General features: G+C 73.0%; 18 protein-coding genes and 4 tRNA genes. 14 read left to right on the top strand and 8 right to left on the bottom strand.

The features are described from left to right. The first annotated feature begins 71 nt into the window (after nucleotides 1-71). The gene (locus AC24FB_RS06690) at nucleotides 72-1,553 is read left to right on the top strand and encodes an ABC transporter substrate-binding protein (protein WP_425714286.1); all 1,482 of its coding nucleotides are present in this window, start codon (nucleotides 72-74) and stop codon (nucleotides 1,551-1,553) included. A 72-nt stretch (nucleotides 1,554-1,625) separates the two neighbouring features. On the opposite strand, the gene AC24FB_RS06685 is transcribed toward AC24FB_RS06690, so the two are convergent. Then, nucleotides 1,626-2,594, bottom strand: coding sequence for an NAD(P)H-quinone oxidoreductase (locus tag AC24FB_RS06685; protein WP_425714287.1), 969 nt, complete (start codon nucleotides 2,592-2,594; stop codon nucleotides 1,626-1,628). Nucleotides 2,595-2,817: 223 nt separating this feature from the next. Between AC24FB_RS06685 and AC24FB_RS06680 the strand changes: the two genes are divergently transcribed. Further along, nucleotides 2,818-2,900, top strand: a tRNA-Ser gene (locus AC24FB_RS06680). A gap of 135 nt (nucleotides 2,901-3,035) precedes the next feature. Then, a tRNA-Ser gene (locus AC24FB_RS06675) sits at nucleotides 3,036-3,124 on the top strand. Nucleotides 3,125-3,194: 70 nt separating this feature from the next. Here AC24FB_RS06675 and AC24FB_RS06670 read toward each other — a convergent pair. Continuing rightward, nucleotides 3,195-3,890: a hypothetical protein gene (locus AC24FB_RS06670; RefSeq protein WP_425714288.1), complete on the bottom strand. Its 696-nt coding sequence runs from the start codon at nucleotides 3,888-3,890 to the stop codon at nucleotides 3,195-3,197. 197 nt (nucleotides 3,891-4,087) lie between these two features. On the opposite strand from AC24FB_RS06670, the gene AC24FB_RS06665 reads away from it, so the two are divergent. Then, a complete protein-coding gene (locus AC24FB_RS06665) occupies nucleotides 4,088-4,804 on the top strand; it encodes a hypothetical protein (protein ID WP_425714289.1) in 717 nt (238 codons plus the stop codon). Nucleotides 4,805-4,814: 10 nt separating this feature from the next. Here the strand turns inward: AC24FB_RS06665 and AC24FB_RS06660 are convergent, their stop codons facing one another. Next, on the bottom strand, nucleotides 4,815-6,950 hold the full coding sequence (locus AC24FB_RS06660) for a DUF4352 domain-containing protein (RefSeq protein WP_425714290.1): 2,136 nt from the start codon (nucleotides 6,948-6,950) through the stop codon (nucleotides 4,815-4,817). Nucleotides 6,951-7,331: 381 nt separating this feature from the next. Between AC24FB_RS06660 and AC24FB_RS06655 the strand changes: the two genes are divergently transcribed. From AC24FB_RS06655 to AC24FB_RS06625, 7 genes are all read left to right on the top strand, one after another. Then, nucleotides 7,332-8,237 carry a sulfurtransferase gene (locus tag AC24FB_RS06655; protein ID WP_425714291.1) on the top strand — a complete coding sequence of 302 codons (906 nt, stop codon included), beginning with the start codon at nucleotides 7,332-7,334 and terminating at the stop codon, nucleotides 8,235-8,237. 229 nt (nucleotides 8,238-8,466) lie between these two features. Then, nucleotides 8,467-9,555 carry a hypothetical protein gene (locus tag AC24FB_RS06650; protein ID WP_425714292.1) on the top strand — a complete coding sequence of 363 codons (1,089 nt, stop codon included), beginning with the start codon at nucleotides 8,467-8,469 and terminating at the stop codon, nucleotides 9,553-9,555. A gap of 352 nt (nucleotides 9,556-9,907) precedes the next feature. Then, on the top strand, nucleotides 9,908-10,996 hold the full coding sequence (locus AC24FB_RS06645) for a hypothetical protein (RefSeq protein ID WP_425714293.1): 1,089 nt from the start codon (nucleotides 9,908-9,910) through the stop codon (nucleotides 10,994-10,996). A gap of 230 nt (nucleotides 10,997-11,226) precedes the next feature. Continuing rightward, entirely contained in the window at nucleotides 11,227-12,780 is a 1,554-nt protein-coding gene (locus tag AC24FB_RS06640; RefSeq protein ID WP_425714294.1) for an SLC13 family permease, read from the top strand. Nucleotides 12,781-12,949: 169 nt separating this feature from the next. Next, nucleotides 12,950-13,022: transfer RNA gene (locus tag AC24FB_RS06635), tRNA-Arg, on the top strand. 207 nt (nucleotides 13,023-13,229) lie between these two features. Continuing rightward, on the top strand, nucleotides 13,230-13,850 hold the full coding sequence (locus AC24FB_RS06630; protein ID WP_425714295.1) for a MarR family winged helix-turn-helix transcriptional regulator: 621 nt from the start codon (nucleotides 13,230-13,232) through the stop codon (nucleotides 13,848-13,850). Then, nucleotides 13,847-15,688: an MFS transporter gene (locus tag AC24FB_RS06625; protein WP_425714296.1), complete on the top strand. Its 1,842-nt coding sequence runs from the start codon at nucleotides 13,847-13,849 to the stop codon at nucleotides 15,686-15,688. Before AC24FB_RS06630 ends, AC24FB_RS06625 begins: the two co-directional genes overlap by 4 nt. On the opposite strand, the gene AC24FB_RS06620 is transcribed toward AC24FB_RS06625, so the two are convergent. Continuing rightward, nucleotides 15,651-16,679 carry an alpha/beta hydrolase gene (locus AC24FB_RS06620; protein WP_425714297.1) on the bottom strand — a complete coding sequence of 343 codons (1,029 nt, stop codon included), beginning with the start codon at nucleotides 16,677-16,679 and terminating at the stop codon, nucleotides 15,651-15,653. The two genes, AC24FB_RS06625 and AC24FB_RS06620, sit on opposite strands and share 38 nt — an antisense overlap. 7 nt (nucleotides 16,680-16,686) lie before the next feature. Next, nucleotides 16,687-17,325, bottom strand: a complete 639-nt coding sequence (gene upp, locus AC24FB_RS06615; protein WP_425714298.1) for a uracil phosphoribosyltransferase — start codon at nucleotides 17,323-17,325, stop codon at nucleotides 16,687-16,689. An 83-nt stretch (nucleotides 17,326-17,408) separates the two neighbouring features. On the opposite strand from upp, the gene tadA reads away from it, so the two are divergent. Beyond that, nucleotides 17,409-17,897 (top strand): tRNA adenosine(34) deaminase TadA, encoded by a 489-nt coding sequence (tadA, locus tag AC24FB_RS06610; protein WP_463652548.1) that lies wholly within the window; start codon nucleotides 17,409-17,411, stop codon nucleotides 17,895-17,897. Between the two features lie 124 nt (nucleotides 17,898-18,021). Here the strand turns inward: tadA and AC24FB_RS06605 are convergent, their stop codons facing one another. Further along, nucleotides 18,022-18,492, bottom strand: a complete 471-nt coding sequence (locus AC24FB_RS06605) for a MarR family winged helix-turn-helix transcriptional regulator (protein WP_425714299.1) — start codon at nucleotides 18,490-18,492, stop codon at nucleotides 18,022-18,024. Between the two features lie 54 nt (nucleotides 18,493-18,546). Between AC24FB_RS06605 and AC24FB_RS06600 the strand changes: the two genes are divergently transcribed. Beyond that, complete coding sequence (locus AC24FB_RS06600) at nucleotides 18,547-19,218, top strand: hypothetical protein (protein WP_425714300.1); 672 nt, start codon at nucleotides 18,547-18,549, stop codon at nucleotides 19,216-19,218. A 66-nt stretch (nucleotides 19,219-19,284) separates the two neighbouring features. Here AC24FB_RS06600 and AC24FB_RS06595 read toward each other — a convergent pair whose 3' ends face one another. After that, nucleotides 19,285-20,163, bottom strand: a complete 879-nt coding sequence (locus AC24FB_RS06595; RefSeq protein WP_487561423.1) for a Sir2 family NAD-dependent protein deacetylase — start codon at nucleotides 20,161-20,163, stop codon at nucleotides 19,285-19,287. A gap of 360 nt (nucleotides 20,164-20,523) precedes the next feature. Here AC24FB_RS06595 and AC24FB_RS06590 point away from each other — a divergent pair. Continuing rightward, nucleotides 20,524-20,612, top strand: a tRNA-Ser gene (locus AC24FB_RS06590). 72 nt (nucleotides 20,613-20,684) lie between these two features. Here AC24FB_RS06590 and AC24FB_RS06585 read toward each other — a convergent pair. Beyond that, the gene (locus AC24FB_RS06585; protein ID WP_425714302.1) at nucleotides 20,685-22,685 is read right to left on the bottom strand and encodes a hypothetical protein; all 2,001 of its coding nucleotides are present in this window, start codon (nucleotides 22,683-22,685) and stop codon (nucleotides 20,685-20,687) included. Between the last annotated feature and the right edge of the window lie 2 nt (nucleotides 22,686-22,687).

The raw sequence follows: 22,687 nt of genomic DNA, 5'->3' as shown, positions 1-22,687 counted from the left end.
ACCGCGCCCGTCCGCCCACGACCTACGATGGCGGGGTTCACCCGTCGCGGTGGGTCGAGGAAGGGCGGACGATGGCACGGAGCACGAGGCGAGGTCGGGGCGCGGCCCTCGGCGCGGCACTGGTCACGGTGGCGCTGCTCGCGGCCTGCGGCGGCGGGGCCGAGGACGAGAACGACGACGCCGACAGCTCCGCCGACCCCGGCTCCGCACCGGACGGCACGGCCCCCGACGGCGCCGAGGACCCGACGGCACCGCCCGAGTCCTCCTCGGAGGGCACCGCAGGGTCGCCCGAGACCCCCACCGACGGGGGGGCGGTGCCCGAGGAGGTCCTCGCCCCCGAGCTCGAGGGCTACGCCGACCTGTCCGGGCAGACCATCGAGATCGCCACCCGCTGGACCGGGAGCGAGCGCGACCGGTTCGACCAGGTGCTCGACGCGTTCGAGCAGGCCACCGGTGCCCGCGTCGACCAGCTGGGCCTCGGCGGCAACCCCGTCCTCGCCATCACCGAGAGCCTGGACAACGGCCGGCCCCCGAACGTCGCCGTCGTCGGGAGCCCCACGCTGGTCCGCTCGCTCGCGGAGGACGGCGCCATCGTCCCGCTGGCCGAGGAGGTGCGGGCGACCATCGAGGACAGCTACGCGCCGACCTGGACCGACCTCGGCTCGGTGGACGGCGACGTCTACGCCGTCTGGATGGAGGCGACCTCGAAGTCGCTCCTCTGGTACGACGCTGCGGCGTACGCGGACGCCGGCGTCGAGGAGCCCGCCACGTGGGACGACCTCCTCGCCGGGCTGCGTGAGCTCTCCGGCACCGATGTGGCGCCCGTGACCGTGGGCGTCGACTACGGCTGGCCGCTGACGGACTGGTTCGAGAACGCCTACCTGCGCCTCGCCGGGCCCGAGGCCTACGACCAGCTCGTCGACCGGGAGATCCCCTGGACGGACCCGAGCGTGGTCGAGACCCTCGAGGTCCTCGCCGAGGTGTGGGGCGACCCCGAGCTCGTGCTGTCCGGCGGCCTCGACCGCTCCTACCCGGACACGGTCGAGAACGTCTTCAGCGACGACCCGAGCGCCGCCACCCTCGTGGGCGGCGAGTACGTGGCCGGCTCGATCGAGGGACAGACCGACGCGGTGGTCGGCGAGGACGCGATGTTCTTCCCGTGGCCCGAGATGGACGGCTCGGCGCCGACCGTGGTGGGGGAGGCCGGCGGGGCCGTCGCGTTCGACTCGGAGCCCGGCACGGCCGAGCTCATGCGGTACCTCGCCTCGCCCGAGGCGGCGAACATCTGGATCGCCCTGGGCGGCACGACGTCGCCGAACCAGCGGGCGGACCTCGACCTCTACGAGGACGACCTCTCGCGCGAGATCGCGCAGCAGATCGTCGGCGCCGAGGTCTTCCGCCTCGACCTGTCCGACCTCGTCCCGCCGGACTTCGGCGCGAGCCAGCTGGAGGGCCTGTGGCCCGTCCTCATCGACTTCTACGAGGACCCCTCCGACCCGGCTGCCACCGCCCAGGCGCTGGAGGACGCGGCCGCCGACGTCTACGGCGACTGAGCACACCCCGCACGACGACGAACCGCCGGGCCCGGTGCGGACCCGGATCGGAGCGCCCGGGGCGCGGCGTCGTCAGACGGTGAGCAGGATCTTCCCGAACGACCCGCCGGCGGCCATCGTCTCGTGGGCGCGGGCGGCCTCGGCGAGCGGGATCCGCTCGGCGACGACCGGGACCACCGTGCCGTCCTCGACCCACGGCCACACGCGCTCGCGGATGTCGTCGATGAGCGCGGCCTTCGACGCCCGGGAGCGGGTCCGCAGCTTGGCCGCGGTGATCGTGCCCGAGCGGGCGAGGAGGGCGCCCAGGTCGAGCGTGCCCTTCGCGCCGTCGAGGAGGCCGATGACCATGATCCGGCCGCGCTCGGCGAGCACCGAGACGTTGAGGGCGAGCCCGCCGGCCCCCAGGATGTCGAGGACGACGTCGACACCCCGGCCGTCGGTCGCGGCGAGGACCTGGTCGGCGACGTCGTCGGACGTGTGGTCGATCGCCACGTCGGCGCCGAGCTCGAGGCACCGGGCCGTGCGCTCCGCACCGCCCGCCGTGGTGATCACGCGCGAGCCGTAGGCGTGCGCGAGCTGGATCGCGATCGTCCCGATGCCGCCGGACCCGCCGTGCACGAGCACGGTCTGGGACGGGGCGAGGTGGCCGAGCTCGACCATGTTGGCCCACGCGGTGCAGATCGACTCGGGCAGGGAGGCGGCGTCGACGAGGTCGAGGGAGTCGGGGACCCGCAGGAGCTGGCCCACCGGGACGACCGCGCGCGTGCCGTAGCCGCCGCCGGCGACGAGCGCGCACACCCGATCGCCGACCGCCCAGCCCTCGACGTGGTCGCCGAGCGCGGAGATCGTGCCGGACAGCTCGAGGCCGAGCACCTCCGACTCGCCCTCCGGCGGCAGGTGGCCTCCGGTGACCTGGAGGAGGTCGGCCCGGTTGACGCCGGCGGCGACGACGTCGACGAGGACCTCGCCCATGCCGGGGACGGGGTCGGGGGCGGTGGCCAGCTCGAGGCGGCCGCCGTCGGAGATCGAGATCGCGTCCATCCGCTCATCGTGCCCCAGGAGGGAGCGCGGGGAGCGGAGGTGAGAACAGGACCAGGTCAGGACGAGGTCCGGGCGAGGTGCTGGCGAAGTGCTGCGGCCGGACCGTGCACCTCGGGGCGGACCCGAGCCTGTCGGGCGGGATCGTGCCGGATCGTAGGATGGTCGCCGGTCCGTCCCGGTACTCCTGCCGGTGCGCGGGCCGGCGCCCGGCCCGGCCGGGCGAGGAGGGTTGACAGAGCGGCCGAATGTGACGGTCTTGAAAACCGTTGTGGGAAACCACCAAGGGTTCGAATCCCTTACCCTCCGCCGGTTCGGCCGCGAGCGGCGGTCGGCGGCTCGACGTGGGGCGTCGTCGTGCGAGTTCGTGACGAGTGTTGCCCGCGCCTCACGCTCCCGCGTTGGAACGCCGGTCGCCGTCCGGGTACGGTGGACGCTGCATCTGGAGACGTCGCATAGTCAGGCCTAGTGCGCATCCCTGCTAAGGATGTAACGGGGTAACCCGTTCGTGGGTTCAAATCCCACCGTCTCCGCCGCGTGCCGAAGGGCCCGGGAACCGCGCGATCGTGCGGTTCCCGGGCCCTTCGGCCGTCGTGGCTGCGCTCAGGAGGCGGCGATGAAGCGCTCCGAGTTCCCCTCGAAGTCGTAGGTGTCCGCGACCCGCCACACGCCACCCTCGATGGCGTCGACACGGACCATGGCGCACTCGTTGCCCGTCGCCGTCCCGCCCTCGTAGAGCTCGCCGGAGTCCATGAGCGAGTCGGGGACCACGCCGCAGTACCCGCTGTAGGTCACGGCGTCGGTCCCGACGAACTCGATGTTGAGGTCGAGCCACGCGGTGCCGTTCTCGTTGCCGAGATAGGTCGCCGTCACCGGCACCACCACGTAGTTGTGGCCGTCGTCCGGCGGCTCGTTGAACATGTTCTCGTTGGCGATGGTCTGGTTCGCGTCCTGGACGGTCGAGCCGAACTGGACCTCCCAGTCGCCGACGCGCACCACCGTGTCGATCGGGGCGGGGTTGTCGCGGGAGGTGCCGAGGTCGCCGTCCGGTGCGGGCTCGGTCGACGGCGCCGGCTCGGTCGTGGGAGCCGGCTCGGTGGTCGGCGCGGGCTCGGTGGTCGGGGCCGGCTCCGTGGTGGGCGCGGGGGTCGGTGCCGGCTCGGTCGACGGCGCGGTCGGTGCCTGGGGAGTCTGGGGTGCCTGCGGCGCGAGCGCGGTCGGGACGTCCGGACCGCCGCATGCGGCGAGGCTCGCCGCGGCGAGGACGGGAAGGGCGAGGGCGGCGAGTCGACGGCGCACGGGGGCTCCTTGGTGGGGGATCCGGATCTGCGCACATGATCGCACCGTTGTCACGCCGTCATGCCCGCTCCGGCCGACTCCTGCGACACGTTTGTGTCACGGCCGGGTGCGCTCCCTGGTGCTAGCGTCGCAGCCGATGCCGGGTGCGCCACCCGAGACCGGCCGACGACGCCCCCAGGACCAGGACGGACACGACGATGAGCAGCTACGGCGGCGGGAGCAACCCGGGTCAGGGCGGCCGGCCCGGTGGGTACGAGGACCAGTTCAACCAGGCCTACGGCAACCAGGGTCAGGGCGGCTACGGCAACCAGGCCTACGGCAACCAGCCCCAGGGCGGCTACGGCAACCCCGGCGGGTACGGCGCGGCGGCGAACCCGTACGGCGCGGGCGACGGGGTGATGCCGGGCAGGACGCAGAGGAGCACCACGGGCCCGAAGATCGTCACCTTCATCGGGCTCGGTCTCATCGTGCTGGCGATCGCCGCGATCATCTTCGCCGTCGGCCGCATCGGCGGCCTCGTCTCCGACGCCGACTTCACCACCGTCGGTCCCGGCGGCGCGCAGATCGAGGCCGAGGCCGGCGAGGAGTGGGCCCTCTACGCCACGAACAGCGAGAACCCCGAGGCGCAGACGCAGACGTGCCAGGTCTCCGGACCGGACGGCGCGCAGGTCTCGCTCGACGACCCGAGCACCGACATCACGGTCAACGACTACTCCCTCGGTCACCGGTTCACGACCGACCAGGCCGGTACCTACACGGTCACCTGCAACGAGAGCGCGTTCGTCGGCCACAACGTCAGCGGCGGGGAGATCGCCGCACCGATCGTCGGCATCATCGGCGGGATCCTCGGGGGGATCCTCGGCGTCATCATGCTGATCATCGGCGTGATCTGGTGGATCGCCCGCCGCAACTGACGGCGCGTCCTCACCCGGCCGCGACGTACCGGACGATCTCCTCCTCGACCAGCTCCTCGGTGTCCGGGTCCTGCGACCACCCGGTGGTGCGGACCTCCCAGTGCCCGGACTCGGCATCGCCCCGGGTCATCTCCATGCACACGTCGTGGGTGATCGTGCCGCCGGGGACGGAGTCGACCCGGTCGATGTACTCCCAGCTGCACTGCGCGGACTCGTCGCCGTAGGACCGTTCGGTGCCGTCCTCGGCGATCCACACGAGCGACACGTCGTCGAACGGTGAGGCGGGCACGGAGGCCGTGTTCGTCACGGTGACGTTCGTGTCGATCCGGCGCGCGCTGCTCGAGAGCGGGTCCTCGTCGTCCTCCGCGCGGTCCCGGACGGTGACCGGGTCGATGCTGACGACCCACAGGCCCGCGCGCACGGGGGTGCCGGCCGGTGCGGGGGCGGCGGGGTCGGTCCCCGCGCCCGCCTCGACCACCGGGACCTCGAACGGCTCGAGCGAGGTCGCGGCCGTGGCCGTCGCGACGTGCCGGACCGGGACGGAGCGCTCGGGGCCGTAGCTCGTCACGCGCCAGGCCCCGCCCTCGACCAGGTCCTCGTCGACCTCGGCGCACAGCTCGCCCTCGGCCTCACCGCGGGGGGTGGCGCCCGCGCGGTCGAGGTCGTCGATCTCGAAGCCCTCGCCGCCCGAGCACGAGTACCGGGTGTCGTGGAGCTGGCCCGCGGCGTCGACGAACTCGACGTCGAACTCGTACCGGCGCGAGGAGTCCGTCCCGGCCGAGCCGTCCTCGGTCACGGCGATGTCGGCGAGGACGAACGCGTTCCCGTCCTCGGGCTCGTCGGTGAAGGAGTAGCCGTCGACCTCGAGCTCGTCCTCGGTGCGGGCCTCGTCGATCGTCACGCTCGTGTACCCGACCTCGTGGGACTCACCCGCGGGCAGGGGCTCGCGGGAGTCGATTCCCTCGAGGTTCCCGGGCTCGGGGGCGGTCGACGCCGCGAGGAGCTCGGGGGTCGGGTCCACGCCGAGCTCGACGTACCGGTAGGAGGCGCCCCAGCCCACCGCGCCCTCGGTCAGCTGCCATCGGGCGCCGGCCACGGCCTCGATCGGCGCCGCCTGGCACAGCGAGATCTCGGCGGTCCCGCCGGGCTGGATCGGTCCGAGGGGGTCCGTCGGCCGGCTCGCCGGGTCGCACTCGCCGATCGCGAAGAGGGACCCGCCTGCCCAGTCGACGAGCTCGAGCCCGCCGAGCGCCGGCTGGACCGGCTCGGTGCCGAGGTTCGTCACCGCCACGGTGGAGCCCACGAACATCTCGTCGGGGTATGGCTCCGGCTCCTCCCCGTCCTCGTCCGGCAGCAGCTCGGGGTCGAGGTCGCTCGGGCCGATCGCGACCGCGAGGTCGCCGACGCGGATCGGGGTGCCCGACGCCGCCGGGAGCTCGATGTGCCGACCCGCGGCGGTGTCCGTCACCGGGAGGGGCGGGAGCTGGGCGGGCGCCTCGTCGCCGACGAGCACGTAGCGCCGCTCGGCGGCCTCCTTGCCCGAGCCGGAGCCCACGGTGCCGCCGCCGTCGTCCGCGTCGCCCGTCCCGTCGTCGCCCGTCCCGCCCGAGACCCCGGAGCCGACCGACGGCCCGGCACCCTCCGAGCCGTCGACCACGGCCCAGACGGCGCCCTCGAGCGCGTCGGCGGGGATGACGGTGCACCAGCGGGCGCTCAGGCTCTCGCCGGGCGCGACCTCCGGTGCGTCGGCGACGGTGGCCTCGCCCTCGCACGCGTTGCCCGGGTAGGAGGCGCCGGAGGTGGTGACGAGCTCGAGCCCGAGGTGGTCGGCGGGCGTGAGCGGGGCGGTGGAGTCGTTGGTCGCGTCGACGAGGACCGACACGATCCGCTGGTCGTCCGCCGGGGCCGCGAGGAGGTCGACCCCCGCCACGGGCCGCGCGGTCGCGTCCTGCTCCGTGTCGCCGAGCGTGACGGTCCACGCGCCGGTCGTGACGGTCGACCCCTGCGGGGCGGCGGCCTGCCAGGACGGTCCCGCCTCCGACGGGATCGGCTGCACGGAGAGCCCGGGTCCCGATCCCGAGCACGCGGTCAGGGTCGCGGCGCCGGTCAGCACGAGGGCGACGAGGGCGGGGCGCGTCCTGGGCATGATCTCCACTGCTCTTCGAGGTCGGATATCGCCATTGTGGCGGGGCCCGGGGCGCCTCGGGCCGTTCCCGACGGGGAGGGGGACCCGGCGGCCGCCGTTCGTCGTCGGGGGAGGTCCCGGGGCACGTGCCCGGGGGAGCGGGTGTCCGACGACGAGACCCCCGCCGGGTGGCCGGTCCGGATGGCGGGACCCGGCCGGGGGCGACCCCACCGCGCCGCGGCGCGCGCCTAGCGTCGTGGGCATGGACCTGCTGCTCGTGCGCCGGCTCTGGCTCGACCAGGGCCGGGCGCGCTCGACCCGATGTCGCTGACGCGGACCTGCCCGCGCACGCGACCCGGCCCGGACCGGCCACCACCCGTTCTCACGACCACAGGAGTCCCCATGACCACTGCCGACCAGACCACCGCGACCCAGGACGTCGCCCGCCTCGTCACCGCCACCGAGCTCGCGGAGCTCAAGGACCGCCCCGGGGTCGTCGTCCTCGACGCCACCTCGATCATCCGGCAGCCCGACGGCGACGGCTTCTACGACGCCGCCACCGGCCGTGACGTCCACGAGGAGGGCCACGTCCCCGGTGCGGTGTTCGCCGACCTGCTCGAGGACCTCGCCGACCGTTCGAACCCCGACTTCTGGACCGCGCTGCCGCCCGAGGATTTCGCCGAGAAGATCGGCGCCCTGGGGGTCGGCAACGACACCACCGTGGTCGTCTACGACCAGGGCCAGACCATGTGGGCCACGCGCCTGTGGTGGAACCTGCGCTACGTGGGGCACGACGACGTCCTCGTCCTCGACGGCGGTCTGCCGGCCTGGCGGGCCGCGGGCCTCGAGGTCGCCGCCGGCGCCTCGCCGGCACCCGAGCCGCGGACCTTCGTCGCGCACCCGCGCCCGGAGCTCTACGCCGACGTCGACTCGGTCGCCGCCGCGATCGACGACCCGCGCACCGTCCTCGTCAACAGCCTCGACCGCGCCACCTTCACCGGCGAGCGCGTGACCTACGCCCGGGCCGGGCGCATCCCGGGTTCGAAGCACATCTTCTTCGGGGACCTCCTCGACGCCGACGGGCTGGCCGCCGAGGTGGACCAGGTGCGTGAGACCGGTGACGCGGCGGAGGTCATCGACGGCGAGCCGTCGGTCATCACGTACTGCGGGGGCGGGATCGCGGCCACCTACGTCGCCTTCCAGCTCGCGCGTGCGGGGCGCGGGGACGTCGCCGTCTACGACGGGTCGATGACCGAGTGGGCGAACAACCCGGCGCTCCCGCTCGAGACGGGTGAGCCCGTCGCCTGACCGGCGCGCCGCCCGTCACGACGAACGACGGCGCCCGGCCCCTTGTCCTTGGGCCGGGCGTCGTCGCGCGACCGTGCATCGTGTCGCGCGATGCCGCCCAACCGTGACCGCCGGGCCATGTACCGCACGATCCTGCGGGAGTAGCGTCCTCTCATCGGACCGGCACGAGCCGGCCCGACCGCCCACCGGGGTCCGGTGACGTGCCCCGCGGATCACGCAGGAGTGAGCCATGGGGACGAACCGCACGACCGCCCGCCCCGTCGCAGCCTCGACGCTCGCCCTCGGCCTGCTGGCCGGCGCGTCGCCCCCGGCCCTCGCGGCGGGCGAGGGCAACGACGACTTCGGGGAGGTCTATTTCCTCAACGACGAGTGGACCGGCCGGGCCAACCACGAGGTGGTGTTCAGCCTCCCGGTCGAGATGGTGTTCATGGGGGACTGGGACGGCAACGGGACAGACACCTTCGCCCGGCAGCGCGGCAACGTCATCGACGTCGTCAACCTGCTCGGGCCCACCGAGTTCGACCTCGCGTTCCGGTTCGGCCGGATGTTCGACACCCTCTACACGGGTGACTGGGACGGCAACGGGACCGAGACGTTCGCCGTGCGCCGGGGCAACCAGTACCTCATGCGCAACACCCTGACCGACGGACCGGCGGACCGCGTGGTCCACTTCGGGCGGGCGGGTGACACCGTGCTCGTGGGGGACTGGGACGGGGACGGCGTGGACACGTTCGCCGTGCGCCGGGGCAACACGTACTTCCTGCGGAACTCGCAGACCTCGGGTCCGGCCGACCTGGTCGTGGACTACGGGCGCGCGGCCGACCAGGTGGTCGTGGGGGACTGGGACGGGGACGGCCGTGACTCGCTCGGCGTGCGCCGCGGCAACACCTACTACCTCAGCGACGCGATCGCGGACGGCCCCGCGGAGATCGTCCTCGACTACGGGCGGCCGACCGACAGCGTGCTCGTGGGCGACTGGGACGGCGACGGCGACGACACCCTCGGGGTACGCCGTCCGTCACCGGTCGAGGACGTTGTGCTCCGGGCGGTCCGCGCCGCGTCCGACGGCGACCGTCCCCTGCTCGACCACCTGAGCAGCAACCACGCGGAGCAGCAGCTCTGGTACGCGTTCCAGAGCTTCTACGACCCGCCCCAGTGGCCGACGCGCGTGACGGGCTGCGGGCCCGTGCCGGGCGGGATCGTCATGTGCCACGTCCGGTCCGACGACTATCCCGTGGCGATCGGCTACGCCTACGCGGCTCCGGACGGCGTCACCACCTGGCAGGTCGTCGACTACGAGATCGTCGCCGACTGGTGAGTCCCGGGTGCCGGGTGGCTGGTGCCCGGGGAGTGACCTCCTGCCGGGCTTCGGCAGGTGGCGGTGACGCCCCTGTGGCCAGGTCACGAATGGGTCACGGACCAATCAAAGCAGTGTACTCCTTCCGTGGGACCGACGCACCCCACCCCTGTGGCCAGGTCTGATGTCCCCTCCGTGCGGTGTTGCCCACGCCTCGGCGAGTTCGGGACGGTCGTGCCGTGCGACCGGCGGACGCCGGTCGTGACACACGACCCGGGGGCCGGTCGGTGCTCGGGGAACCGATACCAGGGGGACATCCACCATGAGCACCTACCGCGCACCAGCCAACGCCCGACCATCGCTCACCCGTCGCATGAGCATCCTCGGCGCCGGGCTCGCGACGACCGGACTCGTCGCCGCCGGCGCCACCGCCGCGAGCGCCACCGGCAGCCCGAACAACGACATCGGCGAGGGCTACTACGCGAGCAACTCCTGGGACTCGACGACCGGGACGCACTTCTCCTTCGGCGACACCCTCTCCTCGGTCTTCGTCGGTGACTGGGACGGCGACGGCGTCGACACCTTCGCCGTGCGGGAGGGCAACGTCATCAGCTACACCAACACGTTCGGCCATGTCGACCACTTCGAGGCCGTGTTCGAGTACGGCCGGGAGGGCGACCAGCTCGTGGTCGGCGACTGGGACGGCGACGGCGCCGACTCGTTCGGCGTGCGGCGCGGGAACGCGTACCACCTACGCGACGAGATGTCCGGCGGGCCGGCGGACACGATCGTCAACTACGGCCGCGCGGACGACACCGTGCTGGTCGGTGACTGGGACGGCGACGGCGCGGACTCGCTCGCCGTGCGCCGCGGCGCCGAGTACTTCCTGCACAACTCCCTCGAGTCCGGCCCGGCGGACGAGCACGCGGTCTACGGCCGCGCGGACGACACGGTGCTGGTGGGCGACTGGGACGGCGACGGTGCGGACTCGCTCGGCGTGCGCCGCGGCATCACCGTCTACCTGCACAACTCGATCACGACCGGTGCCGCTGAGACCGTCCTCGACTACGGGCGCTCCGACGACGGCCTGATCGTCGGCGACTGGGACGGCGACGGCGTCGACACGCCGATGGTACGCCGCGCCGACGCCGTCGAGGATGCCGTCCTCGCGGCGGCGACCGCCGCGGCCGAGGGCCGTTCCGCGGACCTCGACGCGGTGACGAACGTCGACGGATACGACGAGCTCTGGTACGCGTTCCAGGGCTTCTACGACCCGCCCATGACGCCGTCGAGCATCCAGGGCTGCGGCCAGGACTTCAACACGGGCGTCATCTACTGCGACGTCTACGCGGACGGCCACGAGAGGCCCGTCGGTCGCGCCGAGGTCGCCCCGCTGGGGGCCAACGAGTTCGAGATCATCGGTTACGAGATCTTCGCCGACTGGGAGGGCACTCCGCAGTAAGGAGCGGGATGGACCTGCCCGGGTGATGCCACGGGCGGTGACGACCCCGCCGGTGCGCCGCGGGACCGGACGATTCCCGGTCCCGCGGCGCACCGCTGTCCCGACGTGCTCATGTGCGCGACATCGGATGTGACCGCTGATACGTTGCGCCGTAACCGGAACCACGCAGCGGTGCGTGGTGGGGGACGGTTCCCACCGACTGCCGCCTGCGACGACGCAAGGAGCAGTCGATGTCGACCCCTGAGATCAAGGAGAGCACGTCGCGCGCGGCAGGTCTCGACGCCCTCCCCGCCGACCCGAGGACCCGCAACCGGCGCTGGATCGGGCTCTCGCTCGGCGTGGTCCTCGCCGTCATCATCTACTTCATCTTCCCCAAGGACCTGTCGCCGGAGCTCGTCGAGAGCCTGGCCGGCAAGGAGATCGAGGCGTCCGGCCACCACATCGCTCTGACCGCGGCGATCGCCGTGCTCATGGGCGTGTGGTGGATGACGGAGGCCATCCCGCTCGCGGCCACGGCGCTCGTGCCGCTCGTGGCGTTCCCCGGCCTCGGCGTGGTCGGAGTCTCCGACGCCGCCTCGCCGTACGCCTCGGGCACGATCTTTCTCTTCCTCGGCGGCTTCTTCCTCGCCCTGACCATGCAGCGCTGGAACCTCCACCGCCGCATCGCGCTCGCGGTCGTCCTCGCCGTCGGCACCAAGCCGAAGCAACTGGTGCTCGGCTTCATGGTCGCCACCGGGTTCCTCACGATGTGGGTGTCGAACACCGCCACCGCCGTGATGATGCTGCCGATCGGCCTGTCCGTCCTCGCGCTCGTCGGGACCCTGCGCGGCGACGACACCAAGCGGTCGAACTTCGGCACCGCGCTCATGCTCGGCATCGCCTACTCGTCGTCGATCATGAGCCTGTCCACGCTCATCGGCACGCCGCCCAACGCCCTGCTGCGCGCCAACCTCGCCGACAACTACGACATCAACCTCAACTTCGGCACGTGGATGCTGTTCGCCACCCCGCTCGCGATCGTCTTCACGCTCATCTGCTGGTGGCTGCTCGTCAACGTCTTCTACAAGCCGGAGATGAAGGAGATCCCCGGCGGGCGTGGGGTCATCCAGGAGGAGTACCGCAAGCTCGGCCCGATGTCCCGGCAGGAGATCCTCACACTCATCATCTTCGTCGGTGTCGCCCTGGCCTGGGTCACGGTCCCGCTCATCTGGGAGGAGTCGAACTTCTCCGACGAGGTCATCGCCATGATCCTCGCGCTCGTGCTGTTCATCGTCCCGGCCGACGTCAACAAGGGCGTCCAGCTGCTCGACTGGGACACCGCCAAGGAGGTCCCGTGGGACGTCCTGCTCCTGTTCGGCGGCGGGCTGTCCCTGTCCGCGATGTTCACCGCCACCGGCCTGTCGGACTGGATCGGCGAGGCCGCCGGCGGGCTGGCGGGTGCCCCGGTGATCCTCATCATCGCCGCCGTGACGGCCCTGGTCATCTTCCTCACCGAGATGACCTCGAACACCGCCACCGCCGCCGCGTTCCTGCCGATCATGGGAGGCGTCGCCACCGGTATGGACGTCGACGTCATGCTGCTCATGGTCCCGGTGGCGCTCGCCGCCACCTGCGCGTTCATGCTGCCGGTCGCCACCCCGCCGAACGCCATCGCGTACGGATCGGGGTACCTCCAGATCTCACAGATGGTGAAGGCGGGAGTCTGGCTCAACATCATCGGCATCGTCCTCATCACCCTCACGGTGATGACGCTGGGGCAGTGGGTACTCGGAATCGCGATGTAGGTCGAACCACCCGACCCGACCCGGGTCGGGAGACCGCGACCGGCCGGGTCCTGCGCGGAGTGCACCGCGCGGGGCTCGGCCGGCGTCGTCCGCCCGTGAGCACACTCACGCAGGTGGGGGAGGCCAGGGGGTCGGGGCCGTTGTAACCTGGTCCCTGCCCTTGAGGCGTGCGCCCGTAGCTCAATGGATAGAGCATCTGACTACGGATCAGAAGGTTGGGGGTTCGAGTCCCTTCGGGCGCGCAGATGCCCCGGTCGCGTATGCGACCGGGGCATTCGCCATTCCTGGGCCCCTTGCCGGGCCGCACCCCTGTACGGCCCCGCTCGACCTCGACCCCTCCGGTCTCGGGCCCCACACCCGCGACGACGACGCCGTGCCCCGCGACGACGACGCTGTGCCCCCGCTCACGACTAGTTGCATGCTGCAAGCAACGGAGTATCGTCGGACCAGTGCCTGATGCTTCATCCCTTTCGTCCCCCTCGCCCGACCCGGCGAGCGGCGCGTCCCCGACGGACGCCGCTGCGCACCACGTCGTCGCCGGCGCCACGCCTGACGCCACGTCCGACGACCGCCTCGCCGTCGTCGCCGACCTCGTCCTCGCGGTGCTCGAGGCCGGCCGCGTCACTCGAGGCCTGGGGGAGGCCGTCAACAAGCTGACGGGCATCCGCCGCGCCGACTACCTCACGCTGCTGCGGATCCAGGAGTCCGACGCCTGCCGCATCTCGGACATCGCCGCGGGCCTCGAGCTCGACGTCTCCGTCATCTCCCGGAAGATCGCGTCCCTCGACGAGCTCGGCCTCGTCTCCCGCAGCCCGCACCCCGACGACGGCCGCGCGCAGGTCGTCTCCGTCACCGACCTGGGCCGCGAGACGATCGGGCACAACCGGCGCCTCTACACCGAGGCCATCGCCCGCATGACCGCGCAGTGGGACACCGCCGAGCTCGAGACGCTCGCCGCGGGCCTGCACCGCCTGGGCACCCACCAGCCCGAGTCCGCCGTGGCCGCGGCCGACGCCGCCGAGCCGGGCACCACCGACACCACCACCAGCACGAGCAGGAGCACCGAATGACCGCGGCACGCCGCACGAAGGACCTCACGAGCAAGCGCATCTATGCCGGCATGACCCTCGAGCAGGCCGAGGCCGCCGAGGCCGAGCACAGGCGGATCATGGCCGTCCTCACCGGCCTCCTGCTCACCCAGTTCTTCGGGATGATGGCCAACACGATCGTCGGCAACGCGATGCCCGTCATCGCCGCCGAGGTCGGCGCCGCCCCGAGCCAGTACGTCTGGATCATCACCGCGGCGATCCTCGCCAACACGGTCCTCACGCCGATCGCCGGCAAGCTCGGCGACCTGTTCGACAAGCGCCGGCTGCTCATCATCTTCATCGGCATCTTCATGCTGGGCTCGCTGCTCTCGGGCCTCGCCGTCAACGCCGAGATGCTCATCGCCGTGCGCACCCTGCAGGGGATCGGGATGGGCGGTCAGGTGATGATGTCGATCGTCATCATGGCCACGATCATCCCGCCGCGGCAGCGCGGCCGGTACAACGGCTACCAGGGCGCGGTCATGGCCGTCGCCACGGTCTCCGGCCCGTTCGTCGGCGGCGTCATCGTCGACACCCCGTGGCTCGGCTGGCGCTGGTGCTTCTTCGTCATGATCCCGTTCATGGCGTTCGCCGCCTGGGTCGTCAGCTCGCGCCTCAAGCTGCCCGCCGTCAGGCGGAGCGGCCGGGTCCACATCGACTACCTCGGGGCGCTCCTCATCGCCGTCTCGGCGTCCGCGCTGCTCATCTGGATCTCGATCGGGGGCACCTCGTTCCCCTGGTCGTCGTGGCAGTCGTACCTCATGGTGGGCGGGGCGCTCGCGGCGGCGGCGCTGTTCGTCGTCGTCGAGACGCGGGTCCCCGACCCGCTCATCCCGCTGCACATCCTCGGCTCGCGGACCACCGTGCTCGCGATCGTCGCCTCGATCGGCGTGGGCTCGATGATGTTCGGCTCGAACGTCTTCCTCGGCCAGTACTTCCAGTACGGGCGTGACTTCTCGCCGACGATCGCGGGCTTCCTCGGGCTGCCGCTGATGTTCGGGCTGCTCATCGCCTCGACCTGGTCGGGCCGGATGGTCACCGCCCGCGGCAGCTGGAAGTGGGCGGTCGCCTCCGGCATGGGGCTGATGACCCTCGGGACGCTCGCCTTCGGCCTGATCGTCCACCAGGACACGTCGCTGTGGATCACCTCCACGCTGCTGTTCGTCGCCGGCTGGGGCATGGGCATGTGCCTGCAGAACATCGTGCTCGCGGTGCAGAACACGGTGGGCCTCGAGCACATGGGGGCGGCCACCAGCTCGGTGACCTTCTTCCGCAACCTCGGCGGCGCCCTCGCGATCCAGGTGCTCGGCATCCTCTACGCGAACCAGGTGGCGAGCCACATGCGCTCCGCCGGTCTCTCGCTTCCGGAGGGCTCCGGTGCGCAGGGCTCGCTCGACCTCGACGCGTTCCCCGCGCCGGTCGAGGCCGCGTTCCGCACCGGCTACGCGGAGGGCATCGGCCCGGTGTTCCTGGTGTGCGCCCTGATGGCCGGCATCGGGTTCGTCGCCGCGCTGTTCATGCGCGGCACGTCGCTGCGCGAGACGGTCGACGTCGAGAAGATCGTCGCCCCCGACCCGGCCGCCTCCTCGTCCGGGATCGTCGCCCCCCGCGGGACGACCGCGCCCGACGACGACGCCGCGACGCTCGAGGGGAGTGCCGCCCCGGCGGGGCGCGGGTTCGAGGACCCGGACCAGCGGCGGTCGCCGGGTGCGGGCGCCGAGGCCGGCGACGACGCGCCGGTCGTCGTCCGCAAGGACCCCGGGGGCAGGGAGCCCGCCGGCGTCAGCGGTCCCAGGGGCGCGCGCACGCCCAGGCGATGACCTCGGAGGCGTAGAAGGACCGGGCGGGCTCCGGCGACAGCGCGAGGTCGTGGATCCCGCCCGGCACCTCGAGCACGTCGACCCGTTCCCCGAGCAGGGAGGCGCTGCGCCGCATCGTGCGCACGTCGAGGACCACGTCCGAGCTCGACAGGTCCGCGGGCCCCGGGTCCACGCGGGCGCCCGAGCGCCGCGACATCGCCAGCAGGACCGGCTCGGCCACGTCGGCCCGGCCCCGCTGGACCGCGCGCTGCGCGCGACGCACCGCGCGGAAGAAGCCGGCGTGGACGGGCATGGACGTCGTCGGCTTGAGCGAGGGTGGGACGTCCCAGCCGCCGCCGTCGGGGCTGGTCAGCCAGTCGCCGTACGTCCCCGTCAGTGAGGAGATCGGCAGGCGGGGCGCAAGCGGGGCGAGGCGGTCGACGAGCGCGGTCGCCACGACGTCCGTGGGCCAGCCGCGCCCGAGGTCGAGCCAGGGCGAGTTGAGCAGGACGGCGTCGACGGCGCCCGGGTGGTCGTGCGCGAACAGGACCGCCTGCAGGCCCCCGGTCGAGTGGCCGAGCAGGACGACCTCCTCGGCGCCCTCGCTGCGGGCGAGGTCCACCGCGAGCCCCACCTCCTCGTGGCGCACGTGCATCATGCGGATGTCGTCGCGCACCTGCCCCGGACGCAGCGAACGGCCGGACCGGCGCATCTCGAGGGCGTAGAGGTCCCAGCCGGCGTCGTGCCACGCGGCCTCGTGCTCGGCGTGGAAGAACGTGTCGATGAAGCCGTGGAGGTAGACGACGGCCCGGCCGTGCCGGCCCACGCCGGAACGATGGACCACCGTGGCGACGTCGCGGACGCGGCGCGAGTGGCCGCCGTCGGTGAGGCTGAGCGGGACGGTCCGCGTGACGTACGGGGTGCCGAGGACGTCCGAGACGGGTGCGGAGAAGTCCGCGCTCGTCGTGACCGGGGGTGTCGTCGAGGCACGGCGGGGGGACGACGGTGCCACGACGCGCTCAGTCGACGATGCCGTAGAGCCGGTCCCCGGCGTCGCCGAGCCCGGGCACGATGTAGGCCTTGTCGTTGAGGCCCTCGTCGATCGCGGCCGTGACGACCGTGACGTCGCCGCGTGCCCCGATGGACTCCTCGAGGTGGCGCAGGCCCTCGGGCGCCGCGAGCAGCGTGATGCAGGTGACGTCGCGCGCGCCGAGGTCGAGCAGGTAGTCGATCGCCGCCACGAGGGTGTGGCCGGTGGCGAGCATCGGGTCCAGGACGAAGCACTGGCGGCCCGAGAGGTCGTCCGGGAGGCGGTTGGCGTAGGTGATCGCCTCGAGCGTCTCCTCGTCACGCTTCATGCCGAGGAACCCGATCTCGGCCGTGGGGACGAGGCGGCTCATGCCCTCGAGCATGCCGAGGCCGGCGCGCAGGATCGGGACGACGAGCGGCCGGGGGCGGGCGATGCGTACGCCCGTCGTCGTCGTCACCGGCGTGGTGATCTCGCGCGGCTCCGTTTGGACGTCCCGCGTGGCCTCGTAGGCGAGGAGCATGACGAGCTCCTCGACCAGGAGCCGGAAGGTCGGCGACTCGGTGCGCTCGTCGCGCAGGGTGGTGAGCTTGTGGGCGACGAGCGGGTGCTCGACGTGGTGGACGCGCATGTGACGAACCTACCGTCGCGGGGGCGGGCCGGTGGCGAACGGGGGAGCGCGGCGGGTGCGCCGCGCGCTGGCACGATGGCGTCATGACGAGCGCCGCGACCGGAGGGACCCCGGCGCCGGGACCCGGGTGGGACCCGCCGATGGCGCGGGCGCTCGAGCTCGCGCGGGCGGCGGGGGCGGCCGGCGACGTTCCCGTGGGCGCCGTGGTGCTGGGGCCGGACGGCTCCGTCCTCGGCGAGGGCGCGAACCGCCGGGAGGCCGACGCCGACCCCACCGCGCACGCCGAGGTCCTCGCCCTGCGGGCGGCCGCCGCGGCCCGGGGTGAGTGGCGGCTCGACGGCTGCACCCTGGTCGTCACGCTCGAGCCCTGCACGATGTGCGCCGGGGCGCTCGTGCTCGCCCGCGTCGCGCGGGTGGTGATCGGGGCGTGGGACCCGAAGGCCGGCGCGACGGGCTCGGTGCGCGACGTCGTGCGCGACGCCCGCCTCAACCACCGGGTCGAGGTCGTCTCCGGCGTGCGCGAGGCCGAGTGCGCCGCCGTGCTCGAGACCTTCTTCCGCTCCCGCCGCTGACCCACCGCCTTCGTCGAGATTGCGGTTCGTCGTCGTCGAGATTGCGGTTGGGAGCCGCGCTACTGGTCGAGAGTGCGGCGTAGCGGCATCGAGAGCGCGGTCGGGACCCGCGCGCCCCGACCCGTCAGCCCCGGCGGTCGTCCCGGCGGGCGTCGATCCGGCCGGCGAGCCGGCGGACGTCCTCACCGAGCTGTGCGAGCCGCGCGTCGTCCCAGTCCTCGAACCAGGCCTCGACCTCGCCGGCCAGCCGCGCGCGCATCCCGGCGAGCTCGGTGGCCCCTCGCTCGCTCAGCCTGACCCGGCGCGCGCGGCGGTCGGCCGGATCCGTCTCGACCACGACGCTGCCGAGCTCGGCGAGCCGCGCCACCGCCTTCGACACTCCCGGCTGCTGGATGTCGATCGCCGCCGCGATGGCCGCCACGCCCTGCCCGTCCGGGTGCCGCTCGAGGTGCGTCAGCAGCGTCATGTGGGTGAGCGACGTGCCCAGCGGCGCGAGGATCTCGCGCGACCGCGACTGGAACACCTGCGCGAGCATGCCGAGGTCGCCGACGAGCCGCCCCGTCGTCCCCGGTCGATCTGCCTCTTGTGGATTCATTCCACGGACCGTAACATCCATTCCGTGGAATACATCGACTCGGAGGGAAGCACCATGACCAGCACGACGACGGACGAGACGCACGGGGCCGGCGCGATCGCGAGGCCCGGCGACGGCGATGCACCAACGGCAGGCGCAGGCCCCGCCCGCACGCTGCGCCGCACGAGCTCGTGGTGGGACGCGCCGGCCCGCCTCTCCCTCGCCGCGCACGTCGGCGCCACGATCGCGACGCTCGTCGTCGTCGGCGTGGTCAACACCGTGCTCCAGCGCATGTACGACGCGACCGGCTACCCCGTCACCTTCGCCGAGGGGCAGACGACATTCTCGGCCGCGACCGTCCGTGAGCACCTCGGGGTGCTCGAGTCGCTCGGCACGCTCGACGACTTCACCCGCACCCAGCTGACCGACTTCGGCTTCCTCGTCGCGTACGGGCTGTCCGGCCTGGTCCTCGGGGCGCTCCTCGTCCGCCTGCTCCCCGGTCGGTGGCGGCTGCTGGGCCGGGTCACCGCCGGCGGGCTCGTCCTCGGCGCGGCCTTCGACGCCCTGGAGAACCTCGTCTCGTTCGGCATGATCGCGGACCCCGCCGGCTTCCCGGGCGTGCTCGCGCTGCTGCACTCCTCGTTCGCGGTGGCGAAGTTCGCCACGATGGGCGCCGGGATGCTCGCGGCGACGATCGGGGTCGTCGCGTGCGTCGTGGTCCTCGTCCGGCGCCGCGCCGCGCGGTAGGGCCACGTCCCCGACGACGACGAACCCCTACCGGTCACCCGTCGCCACGCGGGTGGCCGGTCGTCGTCAGCGCTGCCAGGCGGGGCGTGCCGCGCGGCGCTCGCGCAGGGCCCGGTCGAGCGCGGGGAGCGCCCGGGTGGTGGAGGCGGAGAGCGTGGCGGTGGCCGAATCGTCGGCGCGGGTCGGTCCCCGGTTGATGACGACGAGCGGGAACCCGGCCTTGACCATCCGGTTGACGATGCGGCGCACGCCGAACACGGACAGGGTCGAGCCGGCCACGAGCAGGGCGGTCGAGGCCTCGGCGAGCTCGGCGGCGCGGCGCGTGCGGGAGGGGTCGGCGGTGCCGCCGAAGAACACGACGTCGGGCACGAGGACGCCGCCGCACACCTCGCAGTCGACGACGTGGAAGTCGGTGGTGTCCTCGAGGACCGCGTCGGCGTCCGGGGCGACCTCGACGTCCCGCAGCCGCAGCAGCCGCTCGCGCCAGCCGGGGTTGGCGGCGACGAGGCGGTCGTCCTGCTCGGCGCGCGGGATCGTGCGGCCGCAGCTCAGGCAGCGCACCCGGTCGTAGCGGCCGTGCAGGTGGACGACGGTGGGCTGGCCGGCGCGCGCGTGGAGGAGGTCGATGTTCTGCGTGACCACGCCGGTGGCGAACCGCTCCCGCTCGAGCTGCGCGAGGGCCCGGTGGCCGAGGTTCGCGCGCCGGTCGGCCATGTAGCGCCAGCCCAGGTGGTTGCGCGCCCAGTAGTGCGCGCGGTGGGCGGGCGAGGTGAGGAACTGCTGGTACGTGATCGGCCGGCGCACCGGGGAGCCGGGGGAGCGGTAGTCCGGGATGCCCGAGTCGGTGGAGATGCCCGCGCCGGTGATGGCGAGGAACCTGCGGCCGTCGAGCGCGTCGGCGAGCGGCTGGACGGCGGCGTCGATGTCGGTCGGCTCCGGCGGCAGCGAGCCCGCGGGCGGGGGAGGGGGCGGCGGGATGAGGCGGAGCCGCGGCGTCGTCGTCGTGCTCGTGCGCCCGGGGGTGACGGCCGGCGCGGACGTGCCCGGCTGCGTGCCGGAGCCCGGCGTCGTGGCGGCGCCCGGCGCGAGGTCCCGTCCGGCGTCGTGGCCGCGCGTCTCCCCGGCGCCCACACCCGGGAAGTAGTCCTCGAGGGTGTGGCCGCTCCCGGTCGACGACGGCGGCTGAGTCACCAGGTCAGGGTATGGGGGAGAGGTGACGGAGGCGTGTGCGACGCGTGAGCGTGACGCGTCTCGCGCCGGATCGGTGCGGAGCGCCGGTGGGCCGCGGGTACAGTGGTGCGCCGAGGTAGCGTGTCCGAGCGGCCGAAGGTGCAGCACTCGAAATGCTGTGTGGTTAACAGCCACCGTGGGTTCAAATCCCACCGCTACCGCCACGCGCAAGGCCCCGAGACCGTTGGGATTCCAACAGTTTCGGGGCCTTCGTCGTTGCTGCGCGGGTCTCCGGCTCAGCCGACCTCGACGTAGCGGATCTCGTCCTCGCCGCCGTCGACGCTCCCGACCGTGATCTCCCAGACGGCGCCCTCCAGGTCCTCCGGGGGAAGGGTCACGCAGACCCGGTACGTGGTCTCCCCGCCGGGGAGGACCTCCCACAGCCGGTCCTCCAGCCGGCAGGTGTCGTAGGCGGCGTGCGACTCGCCGTTCCCGTCGATCAGCGCGACCTCCGGGAGGTGGCTGTACGTCCACGGATCTGCGTCGGGGCTCGGCGGCCGGTGGCCACTCGTCACGGGGACGACGACAACGGCGGCGTCCGCCGGGACGTCGTCGAGCGCGCCCTCGGCCTCGACGAGTGCGCGCGCGTCCGTGTCGGTCGCGCCCAGGCTCACCGCCCACGGCTCCGCCTCGAGGCGGGCGTCGACCGGTGCGGGGTCGTCGGCGGTGAGGCCGAGGTCCGCATCTCCGGCGGGCGGCTCGGCCAGGTCGAGGCCGGTCCCGGCCTCGTCGACGGACACGTACCTGGGGTCGTAGGACGGGGTGTCCGCGTCTCGCCCGGGCTGGACCTGCCACAGTCCGTCCGTTGCCCCCGCCGGAACGCTCGCGGTCACCCGAACGTCGAGGTCACCGCCCGGAGGGAGGTTCTGCCCGGGGTCGATCCGCTCGCCCGAGTCGTCGTCGACTTCGGTGCGCTCGGCCCAGCGGACGGCGCCGTCCGACCCGACGAACTCCACGCCGTCCAGGAGCTCGATGAGGCTGCGTGAGGAGTCGGTCGTGTTCGTCACGGTGAGGACGGTCCCGACGTCGACGAAGGACGGTCCGTCGCCCGCTGCGGCGGGGTCCGGGTCGCCGACGGTGGTGGCCGACAACGAGACGGTCGCGTCCGGCGAGAGGTGGACCTCGTCGCCGGCGGCGGCGGGGGTCGCGACGAGGTGGCCGTCGGTGAGGGCGGGCTCGGCCGGCGGGGCGTCGGGGTCGACGAGCTCGAGGTGGCGGACCTCCGTCGGCAGCGCGTCCGTCGTCCGGTTGTCGACGCGCCAGCTCGCGGCCGGCGCCAGGTCGGCCGGGATCTCGTTGCAGATCTCGACCGGTGCGGACGACCCGGGCATGAGGACGCCGGTGGGGTTCCCGAACGCGGCATAGGCGTCGTCGCCGAGCCCCTCGCACCTGTCCGTCACGGGCCGGCCCGACGGCTCGGCCAAACGGATGTGGGGCAGGGCGTCCAGGTCGACGATCTCCTCGCCCGTGTTCGTCACGGTGAACGTGGTCGAGGCCTCGACGTCGACGGCGTCGAGGGCGGGGCGAGTGCTCGACTCCGCGACCGAGTACGTCACGCCGTTGAGCTCGATCGGCTCGCCCACCGGCACCGGGTCGAGGACAGAACCGTCGGCGTCGGTGACGGCGTCCGGTTCGGGCAGCTCTTCGGTGGTCGGAAGCCGGTCGTCGAACGAGGCGAACCGGTACTGCGGGGGGTCGGCCTCCTCGTCGTCGTCCGCGTCCGGGTCGGGCGCCGTGCTGACGAGCCACTGCCCACCCTCGGCGAGCTCGGCGGGGACGTCCCGGCAGATCCAGCCCTCGAGCGGACCCTCGTGGTCGGAGTCGGCCTCGGCCTCGAAGGCCGCGTCGCGCAGCGAGTCGTCGACGGTGCACGCGGCCTCTGTCTGCGAGGCGAAACCGTCGGCGCCGAGCACGTGGAACTCGACGTCGCTGGTCGGGTAGGTACTCGATGCGCCGTCGGTCGGGTCGGCCGTCACCCGCGCCCGGACATGCGCGTACCCCTCGCCGGGCTCCTCGGTGGTGCCTTCGCCATCACCCTCCTCGCCGTGATCGATCTCCGTCTCCTCGACGGTGATCTGCCAGCCCTCGATCTCGACGGACTCCCCGGCGGGAACCGGGTCCTGCCACGTCTCGCCGGTCCCGCCCTCGGCGGAGGGACGGTCGTCGTCCTCGCCGCACGCGGCCAGGCCGAGGCAGGCGAGGACGGCGGCGGTCAGGGCGGCGGTGACGCGTCGCACGG

Source organism: Georgenia sp. Z1344 (assembly GCF_057652375.1).
The sequence above is the reverse complement of the archived record's forward strand: the minus strand, read 5'-3'. Positions and strand labels throughout refer to the sequence as shown.

Coding starts and splice junctions, on each gene's coding strand:
- AC24FB_RS06685 (WP_425714287.1), bottom strand. CDS start 2,594: ATGGACGCGATCTCGATCTCCGACGGCGGCCGCCTCGAGCTGGCCACC.
- upp (WP_425714298.1), bottom strand. CDS start 17,325: ATGCGCGTCCACCACGTCGAGCACCCGCTCGTCGCCCACAAGCTCACC.
- AC24FB_RS06660 (WP_425714290.1), bottom strand. CDS start 6,950: ATGCCCAGGACGCGCCCCGCCCTCGTCGCCCTCGTGCTGACCGGCGCC.
- AC24FB_RS06605 (WP_425714299.1), bottom strand. CDS start 18,492: ATGAATCCACAAGAGGCAGATCGACCGGGGACGACGGGGCGGCTCGTC.
- AC24FB_RS06655 (WP_425714291.1), top strand. CDS start 7,332: ATGACCACTGCCGACCAGACCACCGCGACCCAGGACGTCGCCCGCCTC.
- AC24FB_RS06600 (WP_425714300.1), top strand. CDS start 18,547: ATGACCAGCACGACGACGGACGAGACGCACGGGGCCGGCGCGATCGCG.
- AC24FB_RS06625 (WP_425714296.1), top strand. CDS start 13,847: ATGACCGCGGCACGCCGCACGAAGGACCTCACGAGCAAGCGCATCTAT.
- AC24FB_RS06650 (WP_425714292.1), top strand. CDS start 8,467: ATGGGGACGAACCGCACGACCGCCCGCCCCGTCGCAGCCTCGACGCTC.
- tadA (WP_463652548.1), top strand. CDS start 17,409: ATGACGAGCGCCGCGACCGGAGGGACCCCGGCGCCGGGACCCGGGTGG.
- AC24FB_RS06645 (WP_425714293.1), top strand. CDS start 9,908: ATGAGCATCCTCGGCGCCGGGCTCGCGACGACCGGACTCGTCGCCGCC.
- AC24FB_RS06640 (WP_425714294.1), top strand. CDS start 11,227: ATGTCGACCCCTGAGATCAAGGAGAGCACGTCGCGCGCGGCAGGTCTC.
- AC24FB_RS06665 (WP_425714289.1), top strand. CDS start 4,088: ATGAGCAGCTACGGCGGCGGGAGCAACCCGGGTCAGGGCGGCCGGCCC.
- AC24FB_RS06690 (WP_425714286.1), top strand. CDS start 72: ATGGCACGGAGCACGAGGCGAGGTCGGGGCGCGGCCCTCGGCGCGGCA.